General features: G+C 70.6%; 10 protein-coding genes. 7 read left to right on the top strand and 3 right to left on the bottom strand.

Annotated elements, in window-relative coordinates; genetic code table 11:
* The first annotated feature begins 159 nt into the window (after window positions 1–159).
* From AC0HI0_RS23585 to AC0HI0_RS23575, 3 genes are read left to right on the top strand one after another with little or no spacing between them, the layout of a single operon-like run.
* Window positions 160–930, top strand: coding sequence for an ABC transporter permease (locus AC0HI0_RS23585; RefSeq protein ID WP_480925673.1), 771 nt, complete (start codon window positions 160–162; stop codon window positions 928–930).
* Window positions 927–1724, top strand: coding sequence for an ABC transporter permease (locus AC0HI0_RS23580; RefSeq protein ID WP_480925672.1), 798 nt, complete (start codon window positions 927–929; stop codon window positions 1722–1724). Before AC0HI0_RS23585 ends, AC0HI0_RS23580 begins: the two co-directional genes overlap by 4 nt.
* Before the next feature lies 1 nt (window position 1725).
* Window positions 1726–2610, top strand: a complete 885-nt coding sequence (locus AC0HI0_RS23575) for an ABC transporter ATP-binding protein (protein WP_480925671.1) — start codon at window positions 1726–1728, stop codon at window positions 2608–2610.
* 86 nt (window positions 2611–2696) lie between these two features.
* Here AC0HI0_RS23575 and AC0HI0_RS23570 read toward each other — a convergent pair whose 3' ends face one another.
* Window positions 2697–3899 carry a 4-hydroxybenzoate 3-monooxygenase gene (locus AC0HI0_RS23570; RefSeq protein WP_480925670.1) on the bottom strand — a complete coding sequence of 401 codons (1203 nt, stop codon included), beginning with the start codon at window positions 3897–3899 and terminating at the stop codon, window positions 2697–2699.
* A 187-nt stretch (window positions 3900–4086) separates the two neighbouring features.
* On the opposite strand from AC0HI0_RS23570, the gene AC0HI0_RS23565 reads away from it, so the two are divergent.
* From AC0HI0_RS23565 to AC0HI0_RS23550, 4 genes are all read left to right on the top strand, one after another.
* Window positions 4087–5112, top strand: coding sequence for an ABC transporter substrate-binding protein (locus AC0HI0_RS23565; protein ID WP_480925669.1), 1026 nt, complete (start codon window positions 4087–4089; stop codon window positions 5110–5112).
* Window positions 5113–5433: 321 nt separating this feature from the next.
* On the top strand, window positions 5434–8484 hold the full coding sequence (locus tag AC0HI0_RS23560) for a sensor histidine kinase (RefSeq protein WP_480925668.1): 3051 nt from the start codon (window positions 5434–5436) through the stop codon (window positions 8482–8484).
* The gene (locus AC0HI0_RS23555; protein WP_015103904.1) at window positions 8481–8903 is read left to right on the top strand and encodes a roadblock/LC7 domain-containing protein; all 423 of its coding nucleotides are present in this window, start codon (window positions 8481–8483) and stop codon (window positions 8901–8903) included. Before AC0HI0_RS23560 ends, AC0HI0_RS23555 begins: the two co-directional genes overlap by 4 nt.
* Window positions 8904–8931: 28 nt before the next feature.
* Entirely contained in the window at window positions 8932–9522 is a 591-nt protein-coding gene (locus AC0HI0_RS23550; protein ID WP_480925667.1) for a GTP-binding protein, read from the top strand.
* Between the two features lie 102 nt (window positions 9523–9624).
* Here the strand turns inward: AC0HI0_RS23550 and AC0HI0_RS23545 are convergent, their stop codons facing one another.
* Together AC0HI0_RS23545 and AC0HI0_RS23540 are read right to left on the bottom strand one after the other, a co-directional pair.
* Window positions 9625–11559, bottom strand: coding sequence for a diguanylate cyclase domain-containing protein (locus AC0HI0_RS23545; RefSeq protein WP_480925666.1), 1935 nt, complete (start codon window positions 11557–11559; stop codon window positions 9625–9627).
* A 105-nt stretch (window positions 11560–11664) separates the two neighbouring features.
* A complete protein-coding gene (locus AC0HI0_RS23540; protein WP_480925665.1) occupies window positions 11665–12471 on the bottom strand; it encodes an SAM-dependent methyltransferase in 807 nt (268 codons plus the stop codon).
* Window positions 12472–12586: the final 115 nt, after the last annotated feature.

Here is a 12586-nt window from a genome sequence, read left to right as displayed (position 1 = left end):
GTCCGCTCGGAGGCTTCAGTGGGCGTTGACAGTCGCAACCCCTGGACCGGTGAATATTCGTGACAGTGATTTGTCGTGCACTCATTGTCGCGATGGGTGCCGACTCTCTAGATTGAGCCGCGTTGGCTGGGGTTGATCAACTGGAAGTAGGCGTTGCGCGTGCGTGCGCTCACCCGAGGACTGCTCGGTGTGGCCGGGTTCCTCGTCATCTGGGAGCTGTTCGGCCGGTCACGGCTGGTTCCCGCGGAGTATCTGCCGCCACCTTCGGTGGTCGGGGTCGAGTTAGCCGGGCTGCTGGGCGACCAGGCGTTCTTACGCGACGTCATCGCGACCGTGCTGGCGCTGCTGATCGCGGTGGGACTGTCCATCGGCATCGCCGTCCCCTTGGGACTGGTGCTGGGCAGCGTTCCCCCGGTGCGGCACGCGACCCGCGCGGTGGTCGAGTTCCTGCGGCCCATCCCGTCGGTCGCCCTGATCCCGCTGGCGATCCTGGTGCTCGGCATCGGGCCGGAGATGAAGATCACGCTCGCCGTGTACGCGGCGGTGTGGCCGATCCTGTTCAACACGATCTACGCGCTCGACGAGCTGGACCCCCTGCTCGTGGAGACCGCCCGGGTGTTCGGCACCGGCCGCGTGCGGGTGCTGTTCTCCGTGGCGCTGCCCAGTTCCCTCCCGTTCGTCCTCACCGGAATCCGGTTGGCCGCCACGACCTGCCTGGTCGTGCTGGTCAGCGTGGAACTGCTCGCCGGTGGTTCCGGCGGCGGGCTCGGGCAGTTCATCATGAACGCGCGCAGCGGCGCGGGCCGGATGGACCTGGTCCTCGCCGGGACCGTGGTCGCGGGCGTGATCGGGTTCGCGGTCAACGAGGGCCTGGAACGCGCGCAGCGCCGCTGGGTCGCGTGGAGTTCGGTCACCGGAGGACGGTCATGACCCGTTTCTTCCAGCGCTGGGCGGTGTTCGCGGGCCTCGTCGTGGTCTGGGAACTGCTGACCTGGTGGGCCGACGACCCGTTCTTCCCGCGTCCCACCGTGATCGCCGAGTCGGCGTGGACGCTGTGGCTGTCCGGTCCCGCGGACCACCTGTTCCTCACCTCCACGGTGTTCGACCACGTGTTCCCGAGCCTGGGCAGGCTGTTGGCCGGTTGGGGCATCGCCGCCCTGATCGGCGTCTCGCTCGGCGTGGCGCTCGGCCGTTCCGCGACGGCCATGCAGTACGCCGGGCCGCTGTTGACGTTCCTGCGCTCCATCCCCCCGCCGGCCCTGGTGCCGGTGTTCCTGCTGGTCTTCAGCGTCGGCACGCAGATGCAGCTCGCCACGATCGTGTTCGGCGTGCTGTGGCCGATCCTGCTCAACAGCGTCGACGGCGCCCGCTCCGTCGACGCGACCAAGTCCGAGACCTCGGCGGTGTTCCGCATCCCGAAGTTCCAGTGGGTCCTCGGGGTGGTCCTGCCGGCCGCCGCGCCGAAGATCTTCGCCGGGCTCCGGGTCAGCCTGTCGCTGTCCCTGGTGCTCATGGTGGTCTCGGAACTGGTCGGTACCGACAACGGGATCGGGTCGCAACTCCTCGTCGCCCAGCGGGAGTTCGACTTCCCCGACATGTGGGCCGGGATCGTCCTCTTGGGAGTTCTCGGCTACGCCCTCAACACCGTGCTCCTCGTCTTCGAGCGCCGCGCCCTGTCGTGGCAGCCGAAGCGGGAGCGCACCCCCGCGACGGTGGAGGCTTGACATGACCGCGATGTTGTCCGTGGCCGATCTCGGCCATACCTACCAGGCGAAGGACGGTGCCCACACCGCCATCGCCGACCTCTCGTTCACCGTGGGGCCGGGTGAGCTGGTCTGCGTGGTCGGCCCGTCCGGCTGCGGCAAGTCCACGCTGCTGCGCACCATCTCCGGCCTGGTCCGGCCGACCAGGGGCGAGGTGTCCCTGCACGGCAACGCGGTGCTCGGGGTGCCCGACGACCTGGCCGTGGTGTTCCAGGACTACAGCCGCTCGCTGTTCCCGTGGCTGTCGGTGCAGAAGAACGTCGAGTTCCCGCTGAAGCGCTCGCTGGGCCGCTCCGCGCGCCGCGCGCGGGCCGCCGAGGCGCTGGAGTGGGTGGGACTGTCCAAGGCGCACCGCAAGTACCCGTGGCAGCTCTCCGGCGGGATGCAGCAGCGGGTGGCGATCGCGCGGGCGCTGGCCTACCGGCCCGCCCTGCTGCTGATGGACGAGCCGTTCGCGTCGGTGGACGCGCAGACCCGGTTCGAGCTGGAGGACCTGCTGCTCAAGGTCAAGGCGGAGCACGACACGACGGTGCTGGTGGTCACCCACGACATCGACGAGAGCGTGTACCTGGGCGACCGGATCCTGGTGCTGTCCGGCTCGCCCGCGTCCGTGGTGGCGGATTTGCCGGTGCGGTTGCCCGCGCCGCGCGACCAGATCACCACGCGTGAATCCGACGCATTCGTGGCGTTGCGCGCCGAGGTGGCGCGGTTGTTGAACGTCGGCAAGGGTTCGGGTGAGGTGCGGGCCCGCCGGAAGGCCGACGAGCAGTCCGCGGCGAAATGGGCGGAGGCCGAGCGGGCCGAGGTTTCCCGCGCCGAATCGGAGGACCGCGCGGCGTCGTCCTGATTTTCCCGTCGACCGCCGAGGGCGGGCGATTCCCGAGGGAATCGCCCGCCCTCCGGTTTTTTCGCGGTGGGGTGCGGGAACGGAATTCAGGGGCCGACGTAGTTTTGCGCGAAATACCCGGCGGACGACCGGGAACCGATGAGGTGTTCGAGTCGGGCCTGGCCCAATCGGCTGAGGAACGGCTCCGGCGAGCGGTGCAGCATGAAGACCATCCACTGCGAGAACTCCTGGGCACGCCACACCCGGCGCAGGCAGGTGTCCGAGTACTCCTTCAGCCCAGTCTCGTCACCCGTTCGGTGGTAACCGGTCAGGGCGGCGGCCAGCACCTCGGCGTCGTGCAAAGCGAGGTTCATTCCCTTTGCGCCGACCGGCGTGATGATGTGGGCCGCGTCGCCGAGAAGGTACAGGTTGCCGTGGTTCATTGGTTCAACCACATGGCTGCGCATGTCCAGGATCCGCTTCTCCACGATGCGGCCCTCGGTCAATGACCAGTCCGAGTCGCGCAGCGCGAAGCGCTTGTGCAACTCGGTCCAGACCCGCTCGTCCGGCCAGTTGTCCACGGTGTCGTCCACCGGGACCTGGAGGTAGTAGCGGGAAACCGTCGAACTGCGGAGCATGTGCCCGGCGAAACCGTCCGGGTGCAGCGCGTAAATCACCTTGTGGGTGGACGGCGGCGCCTCGGCCAGGATGGACAGCCACTCGATGCCGTGCTGGTGGGAGAACTCCTGGATGGCCCCGGCCGGGATGCTGCGCCGGGTCACGCCGTGGAAGCCGTCGGCCCCGGCGATGAACGAGCAGTCCAGCCGCTGCGCGCGGCCGTCGGCGGCGGTCCAGGTGAGGGCCGGCTCGCTGCTCTCGATGTCGTGCAGCTCGACGTCGGTGACGCTGAACCGGACGTCGCCACCGCCCGCCACGTACGCGCCCACCAGGTCTTTCACGACTTCCTGCTGCGGGTAGACGTAGTGCGTCTGCCCGTCGTAGAGCGCCGAGTAGTCCACCTCGTGGGCCCGCCCGTCGACCCGGAACTCGCACGCCCCGTGCCGGTCGGCCTCGCGCAGCAGCCGGTCGGCCAGGCCGTGCTCGTCCAGCATCCGGACGGCCCGGTGTTCGATGACGCCCGCGCGCGGGCGGGTCTCGATGTGCTCGCGGGTGCCGCGTTCCAGCACCACGCAGGGGATCCCGGCCTGCTGGAGCAGGTTCCCCAAGGTCAGTCCGGCCGGTCCCGCGCCGACGATCCCCACCGGACGCCGGTTGCTCTGTACGGCCCATTCCCCATCAAGATCGCTCACCGCGTACCCCAACCTCTGGACAGCCTGTGCAAAGATGCTCACCGAAGGTAGTGGATCAGCCTTCGAGTGTCGGTCGACTGGGGTCTTGTCGAACCACCAAAGTCACTTTGAGTGGTTCTGCACTGACCACATGTCGCCCGTGCATCCTGCCCCCGCAATGTCGCCACTCCAACAGGAGATGCCCCCCATGACTCGTAGAGTCGGCCTCTCGGCAAGAAGGATCATCGGCGTTCTGTCCGCAGTCTCGATGCTCGCCGTGGTCTCCGGCTGTGGCCTGCTCGGAGGTTCCTCGGACAAGCCGACGGACGCCGCCGCCGCTCCGGGCAAGGTCGAAAAGACCAAGATCAAGCTTGGTCTGCTGCCGATCCTCGACGTCGCCTCGGTGCACGTCGCGATCAAGAAGGGCTACTTCAAGGACGAGGGCCTCGAAGTGGAGCCGGTCACGATCCAGGGTGGCGCCGCGGCCATCCCGGGCCTGGTGAACGGTGAGCTGGACATCACGTTCGGCAACTGGGTCTCGTTCTTCGCCGCGCAGGCCAAGGACGTGGCCAAGGGCGTGGACGGCCTGAAGCTGATCAACGACGGCTACCAGGCCAAGCCCGAGATGTTCCTGATCCTGACCGGCCCGGACTCGGCCATCAAGTCGCCGAAGGACCTGGCCGGCAAGACGATCGCGATCAACACGTTCAAGAACATCGCCGAGCTGACCGCGAAGGCGACCCTGGAGGCCAACGACGTCGACCCCAAGTCGGTGACCTTCAAGGAGTTCCCGTTCCCGGACATGCAGGCCGCGTTGCAGAACAAGACCGTGGACGCCGCCTTCATGGTCGAGCCGTTCATCAGCAAGGCCCAGCGCGCGATCGGCGCGATCACGGTGCTCGACGCCGCGTCCGGCCCGACGGACGGCATCCCGGTCGCGGGCTACGGCACGACCGGCAAGTTCGCCAAGGAGAACCCGAACACCGTCGCCGCGTTCCAGCGCGCGTTGACCAAGGGCCAGCGCGACGCGGCCGACCGCCCCACGGTCGAGCCGCTGCTGGTGGAGTACGCCAAGGTCGACAAGGAAACGGCCAGCCTGGTTCACTTCGGTGAGTTCCCCACCACGCTCGACGCGACCCGCCTGCAGCGGGTGGCCACGCTGATGAGGACCTACGGTCTGCTGGAGAAGGACTTCGACGTCAAGCCGATGTTGGTGGCCGCGTCGGGTAGCTGACCCGGTCGCGGGGGAGCCCGGGGTCGGGCTCCCCCGCGACGTGTTATCCGTTCGGGTCGGGCGCGTGAAAAAGCCGTGAACGCGGGTTAGCGATCGTTTAGCCCGCCCCCCTCGGCGGTGCGGGACAATGGTTGATTTGCAAAATACCGGTGTCCTCGTCCGAACGGCGGTATGACTTCCGGGGATTTTCCACCAAGATCCACCGGGTTTGTAAGGACGTGTCGTTAACTGGCTGGGGGGCTGGGGAGTGTGCTGACGGTGCGCGGTCACGATGACCACGCCTCCGGGAGTGAACCGGAGCGGATTGAACCCGACGAGACGGTGGACGCGGTTCCACCCGAATCGGGTCCGAGCACAGGCACCACCGCGCCCGCCGACCGGGAGATCTCCCGGTGGCGTCTGCGCAACTGGAGGCTGCGCAGCAAGCTCGCCGTGGTGCTCCTGGTGCCCGCGCTGAGCACGCTGACCCTCGCGGGCCTGCGGCTCAACACCCAGCTCGACGACGTCGAGCTGTACGGCAAGGTGCAGCGCGAACTCCAGCTGTCCGCCCAGGCCGCCGCCGTGTCCGACGCGCTCCAGCTGGAGCGCGACGCCGCGGTGTGGTTCGTCGCCGGTGGACGCGCGGACAACAGCGCCGACCTGGTCGCGCGGTCCGCGAAGGTCGACCAGGAGGTCAACAAGTACCGCGAGGTCGCCGCGTCCACCTCCGGCATCGACGAGAGCGTGCGCGGGTCGTTCGAGAAGTCGTTGCAGTCGCTGGACGGCCTGTCCGCGCTGCGCAACACGACGCTGACCACGAAGTACCCCGACATCTCGGTGAACAGCGCCTACGGCCAGGTGCTCAGCGCCCTCGCGCAGGTGCACCGCACCACCGCGAGCAGCCTCAGCAACGAGACGATCACCCCGCTCTCGGGCGCCAACCTCGCGCTGTACAGCGCGAAGGAGCAGCTGTTCCAGCAGAACGCGATCCTGCTGTCCACGGCCAAGCGCGGCCAGTTCGCGCCGGGACAGGTCAACGCGCTGCGCGCGGCCCAGTCCCGGTTGGACGCGGCGCTGACCGACTTCGTCAACACCGCGAGCCAGGAGAACCGCCAGCGGTACTCCGACACGGTGTCCGGGGCCGCGGTGGACGCCCGCAGCCGGCTGGTGCAGCTCGCGCTGGTGCAGCAGGACGAGTCCGGCGAGGTGTCCATCTCCGACGCCGAGGTGATGCGGGTCGGCGAGGAGACCGGCGCGCTCTACCGGCAGATCGCCCTGGACATCGAGAAGCAGGCCGACCAGGCGTCGGTGGCGCTGACCGAGCGGGCCCGCGGCGACGCCTGGCGCGACGCGGCGCTGGTCGCCGTGGCGCTGATCATCGCGTTCGCCCTGATGGCCTTCGTCGCCCGGTCGATGCTCACGCCGCTGCGCGTGCTGCGCCGGTCCGCGATGGACGTCGCCCGCAACCGCCTGCCGGAGGCGATCAAGCGCATCCGGACGCACCGCGACCCGGCCCGCGCCGCGGAGGAGTCGCTGGTGCCGGTGCCGATCCACACGACCGAGGAGGTCGGGCAGGTCGCGCGGGCGTTCGACGCCGTGCAGCGCGAAGCCGTCCGCCTCGCGGTCGAGCAGGTGGCGCTGCGCGCGAACGTCAACGACATGTTCATCAACCTCTCGCGCCGCTCGCAGGCGCTGGTCGAGCGGCAGATCACCGTCATCGACCGGCTGGAGCAGGACGAGCAGGACCCCGACCAGCTGGCCAGCCTGTTCGAGCTGGACCACCTGGCCACCCAGATGCGCCGCAACAGCGAGAACCTCCTGGTGCTCTCCGGCACCACGGTCAACCGCCGGGTCACCCGGCCGGTGCCGATCTCCGAGGTGCTCGGCGCGGCGGTCTCCGAGGTGGAGAAGTACGCGCGCGTGCAGGTCGCGCCCGCGCCGGAGCTGCGGGTGCAGGGCCGCGTGGTCAACGACCTCGCGCACCTCATCGCCGAGCTGCTGGACAACGCGACCGCGTTCTCCAAGCCCACCACCAAGGTGACCGTGCGGGCGATCGAGACCCGGCGCGGCGAGGTGTCCATCCGCATCCACGACCGCGGTGTCGGCATGCAGGAGCAGGACATCATCGACGCGAACATCAAGCTCGCCGAGCCGCCCGAGGTCGACGTGTCGGTGGCCCGCGAGATGGGCCTGTACGTGGTCGGCCAGCTGGCCAAGCGGCACGAGATCCGGGTGACGCTGACCAACAACGACGACATAGAGGGTGGTGTGACCGCCCAAGTCGTGCTGCCCGTGTCGCTGCTGCACCGCGGTCCCGAACCGCTGGCCGCCCGGCCCGCCGCGCCCGCGCTCCCGCAGCGCCAGGCGACGCCGGAGCTGGAGGGCAGCGGGGTCGGCGTGCTGGCCGGTGTGCCGAAGTGGACGCCCGACCAGGCGCCCGCGGCCTTCACCGGCCCGGACGCGACGCCCGCGCCGTTCCCGGCGCCCGCCGAGTCCGCCCCGTACCCGCAGGTGGTGCCCACCCCCGCGGACGAGGGCACGAACTTCTTCCAGGTCGAGCAGACCCCGGCGGCGGACCTGTTCACCGCCACCGTCGCGGAGACCGTGCCGCCCGTCCAGGGCGCGATCGACTACTCCTACCCCGGCACGGCCAAGGCCCCGCCGATCGTGGTGGAGGAAGACGACGCGTCCACTCAGCGGCTGCCGATCTACGAGGACGTGCTGTCACGCTGGTTCCAGGGCAGCGAGGGAGCGGAGGCGCCGGTGCACGGCGAACTCACCGACGACGTGCCGCCGGAGACGCCGGCGGAGAAGACGATGTTCGCCGACCGGGTCGACCTGGTCGGCGACGCGGACCGGCCGGAGACCGCGTCCGAGCGGACCGTGTTCGCCGACCGCGTGGACCTCGTCGGCGACGGTGACCGCCGGGACAAGCCGGAGCAGGTGGACCGGGTCGGCCCGACGCCCACCGCCGCCGGCCTGCCCAAGCGCGCGCCCGCGCCCTCGCCGGTGCCCGCGGCCACCTCCGGGTGGGGGCCGGCCGACGAGGGCTGGTCCGCCGCGAGCGACAAGCTCAAGTCCGAAGTGGACGACACCACCACCGCGGGCCTGCCCAAGCGGGTGCCCAACGCCCGCCTGATGCCCGGCTCCCTCAGCGCTCCGTCGCCGCACCCCTCCTCGCCGTCCGCCAACGGCAGCTCGGCCGCCGCCTCCGGCGTGGCCACCGCCGCACCGCCGCGTCGCTCCGCCGACCGGCTGCGCCAGCGCTTCGCCACCTACCAGCGCGGCATCCAGATGGGACGCGAGTCCGCCGACGAGAACGGGATGCCCTGGGAGGGCGCACCGTTCGGCAACGCAGACATCCCCGGCAACCAAGGCAAGGAGCAGACGTGACCACCGCAGCCGAGGAACTCGACAACTTCAGTTGGCTGGTCGACGACTTCGTGAGCCGCGTCGCGGGCGTGGCGCACGCGATCGTGGTGTCCGCGGACGGCCTGCTGCTCGCGTCCTCGGAACGGCTCCCGATCGACCGCGCGGAACAGCTCGCCGCCGTCGCGTCCGGTCTGGTCAGCCTCAACCTCGGCGCGGCGCGCTGCTTCGAGGCGGGCGACGTGAAGCAGACCGTGGTCGAGATGGAGCGGGGCTACCTGTTCCTGATGTCGATCAGCGACGGCTCGTGCCTGGCCGTGCTGGCCGCGCCGAACTGCGACATCGGTCTCATCGGCTACGCCATGACCCGGCTGGTCGAGCGGGTGGGCGTGCAGCTCACCCCGGAGATCAGGTCCCAACTGCACGTCGCGATGCGTGGCTAGATCCTCTTCTAGGGAAAGCGGAAGCAACATGAGCGGTGGCGCTCCCGGGAGGCCGGGCACACCGAGCCTGACGGTCACGTCGACCAAGATCGTGGTCGCCGGCGGGTTCGGCGTCGGCAAGACCACGTTCGTCGGCTCGGTGTCCGAGATCGTGCCGCTGACGACCGAGGCGGTGATGACCGAGGCCAGCGTCGGCGTGGACGACCTGTCCAGCACGCCGAACAAGATGACCACCACCGTGGCCATGGACTTCGGTCGCGTGTCGCTGGACCAGGACCTGATCCTCTACCTGTTCGGCACGCCCGGCCAGCACCGCTTCTGGTTCATGTGGGACGACCTGGTGCGCGGCGCGATCGGCGCGGTCGTGCTGGTCGACACCCGGCGGCTGTCCGACGCGTTCGCCTCGATCGACTTCTTCGAGGACCGCGAGCTGCCTTACGTGGTCGGCGTGAACTGCTTCGACGGGCTGCTGCACCACCGGATCGAGGACATCCGCGAAGCGCTCACCATCGACCAGGCGGTGCCGATCGTGCCGTGCGACGCGCGCAACCGGCAGTCGACCAAGCAGACGCTGATCACGTTGGTGCAGCACGCGATGAAGCTGCCGACCTTCGCCTGAAACGCCGATCTCCGCACGTGCGCGGCGGGGTCGTGGGAGAAATCCCGCGACCCCGCCGCGTTTTTCGTCCACTGTGGAGCCGGACGGGTCGTCGGGCCCGGGTCACCACCGTACGGACAGGTCCGCCCCGGACACCTCGCTGACCACCAGCGCGCCGGTCGCCCGCACCAGCGGGACCAGCAGCGCCAACGCTTCCCGGGCCAGCGGCTCCTCCGGCGGCACGTCCAGCTCCACGCCGTGCAGCGCGTGCCGCTGCACCAGGGACAGCTCCCGCAGCCCGCAGTCGAACCCGTGCAACATCCGCCGCACGCCCATGTCCGCCAGCGTGGCCAGGTTGTCCTCCACCACGTCCAGCCCGCCCGCCAGGCAGCCCGACGACAGGCTCACCCACAGCTCGGGCGCGGCCAGCCCGGAGGCGCGCAGCGCGTCCCCGACCCTGGTCGCGAGGTCCGGGTCCCGCGACTGGTCGGCCGACAGCCGCACCACCACCGGCACGTCCTCGGCCGCGGCGAACGCGCACGCCTCGTCCAGCAGCCACTCGCCCAGGTGCCCGCTCAACCCCAGGGTGTCCGCGAAGTCCAGGCACTCCTCGTGCCCGACGACCCCGAACTCCGGTTCGTCCCAACGCAACCGCGCCGCCACCGCGACCCGCTCGCCGCCGTCGCCCGGGGCCCGCACCACCGGGCGGTAGTCGATGGCGATCTCGCCGTTCTCCAGCGCGCCCGGCATGGTCGCGATCAACGCCAGCCGGCCGCGGTCGCGGGCGTCCTGGCCGGCGTCGTAGATGCCCCACTGGCCCTTGCCGCCGCTCTCCGCCCGCCGCAGCGTCGAATGCGCCTGGCGCAGCAACGCCATCGCGTCGCCGTCGCGCGCCGACGTGCGCACGAAACCCATGCCCGCGGTGACGCCCACGCCGCGCCCGGACAGGTACACCGGTTCGGACAGCTCGCGGTCGATCGCCTCGGCCAGCGCGGAGATGCTCGGCGTGCCCGGGGCGTCCTCGATCAGCACCACGAACTCGTCGCCGCCGATCCGGGCCACCGTCGCGTTCTCGTCGGACACCACGGTGGTCAGCCGCTGCGCGACCACCCGGAGCATCTCGTCGCCCGCCTCGTAGCCGATGCCGTCGTTGACGATCGCCACGCTGTCCACGTCCAGGTAGCACAACGTGATCGAGCCCGGCCGGCTCAGCGCCCGCTCCAGCCGGGGCAGGAAGCTCTGCCGGTTCGGCAGCCCGGTCAGCACGTCGTGCAACGCCTGGTGGCGCAGGTAGTCCCGGAGCATCCGCTGCTCGGTCACGTCCTCGATCACCGCGACGTGGTACTTCGGCCGCCCGTCCGGGCCGCGCACCGCGGACAGCGCGACGTTCGTCCACATCGGATCGCCCAGCGCGCCGGTGAACTGCTGCTCGATCCGGGTGTCCGCGCCGTCCGCCGCGGTCCACGCGGCGCGCAGCCCGGCCAGCTCCGCCGGTTCGAACAGCTCCGCCGGGTCGACCGCGCGCGCCGCGCCCTCGGCGTGCCCGAGCATCCGCACCAGCGCCGGGTTCGCCTCCAGCACCGCGCCCGCCGCGTCGAAGATCGCGATGCCCACGCCGGAGGAGGTGAACACCTGCCGGAACCGGGCCTCGCTGTCGTGCAGGTCCTGCCGGGTCTGCTCCAGGGTGGTCAGCAGCGACGTGCGGATCTCCTCCTGCTCGGTGAAGATCTGCTCGCGCGCGGCGTTCGCGTAACCGGCCGAGACCGCGCCGAGCACCTGCGCCACCCGCGCCGGGTCGGCGTCGGACAGCGCCGCGCCCAGCACCTCGACCGTGCACCGCAGGCTGTCCCGCCCGGTGAACCTGGCCTCCACCAGCCACTCGCCGAGCCCGGTCGCCGCGTCGGCCCGGAACTCCGCCTCGGCCACCGATCCCGCCAGCGCCTCCCAGTGCCGGGCCAGCCGGCGGCGGACCTTCGGGCGCGACAGCGGCGAGTACGCGGAGTCCAGCAGGGCGCGGGTCCAGTGGCCGACCGGATCGGCGCGCGCGGCACCGGCCACGGGAGGCGCTCCCGAGGCTTGCACGTCAGGTGCCGAATCGGTCATCGCGGAGAGGTGGCGCATAAGATCAGGTCCGCAAATATTGCGCACCCGACCGGGTCCGCGTCAAGGCTTGCGGCCGACCACCGCGTACATGTTCGAGCGGCCCGGGTCGTCCGGGACGTCCTCGGGCGACTCCGGCCGCCACTGCGGTGTCCACACCAGTCCCGGTTCGACCGGTTCGAAGCCGTCCACCAGGTCCAGCACGGCCGCGCGCGACCGGGGCACGACCGGCTCGGCGGCCCGGCTGAAGATGCTCACCCCGGCCGCCGCCTCGCGCGGCATCAGGTCCGAGGTGAAGTGCGACAGGGCCAGGCAGCTGCCCGGCGCGAGCCGGTCCCGGTAGTGGGCCAGCACGCCCCACGGGTCGTCGGAGTCCGGCACGAAGTGCAGCACGCTCACCGCGAGCAGCCCCACCGGGCGTTCCAGGTCGATCAGCAGCCGGGTCTCCGGCGCGTCCAGCACGGCGTCGGGGTCGCGCAGGTCGGCCAGGATCGCGGTCGCCTCCGGGTTGGCCGCCAGCAGCAGCTCGGAGTGCGTCACGGCGACCGGTTCGACGTCCACGTAGACCACCCGGCACTCCGGGTTCGCGTCCTGCGCCACCTCGTGCACGTTGCCCACGGTCGGGATGCCCGAACCCAGGTCGAGGAACTGGGTGATGCCGGCCTCCACCAGCGCCAGCACCACGCGCCGCAGGTAGGACCGGTTGAGCCGGGCCATGTCGCGCACCGGCAGCACCCCGGCGAGTTCCTCGGCCACCGCGCGGTCGACGGCGAAGTTGTGCCCGCCGCCCAGCAGGTAGTCGTAGACGCGGGCCGAACTCGGCGCGTCGAGGTCGACCGAGGCCGGAGCCCAGCGCACCCGTTCGGACACCGACCTGCCTCCGCCAACCGAGGGGAATTCGTCTCACGGTACTGGTGGCCGGGGGCCGCCGCGCCCCTCGCGCAGCGCAATCACCCACAAGTGACCACCGCGGGACCGGTGTCCG

This window comes from Saccharothrix sp. NBAS 001, from assembly GCF_056640475.1.
Note: the sequence above shows the minus strand (reverse complement) of the source record. Positions and strands in the feature narration are given on the sequence as shown.

What these genes read in the sequence shown, in the direction of transcription:
- AC0HI0_RS23575 (WP_480925671.1), top strand. Translation starts at nt 1,726, where the DNA reads ATGACCGCGATGTTGTCCGTGGCCGATCTCGGCCATACCTACCAGGCG.
- AC0HI0_RS23550 (WP_480925667.1), top strand. Translation starts at nt 8,932, where the DNA reads ATGAGCGGTGGCGCTCCCGGGAGGCCGGGCACACCGAGCCTGACGGTC.
- AC0HI0_RS23565 (WP_480925669.1), top strand. Translation starts at nt 4,087, where the DNA reads ATGACTCGTAGAGTCGGCCTCTCGGCAAGAAGGATCATCGGCGTTCTG.
- AC0HI0_RS23580 (WP_480925672.1), top strand. Translation starts at nt 927, where the DNA reads ATGACCCGTTTCTTCCAGCGCTGGGCGGTGTTCGCGGGCCTCGTCGTG.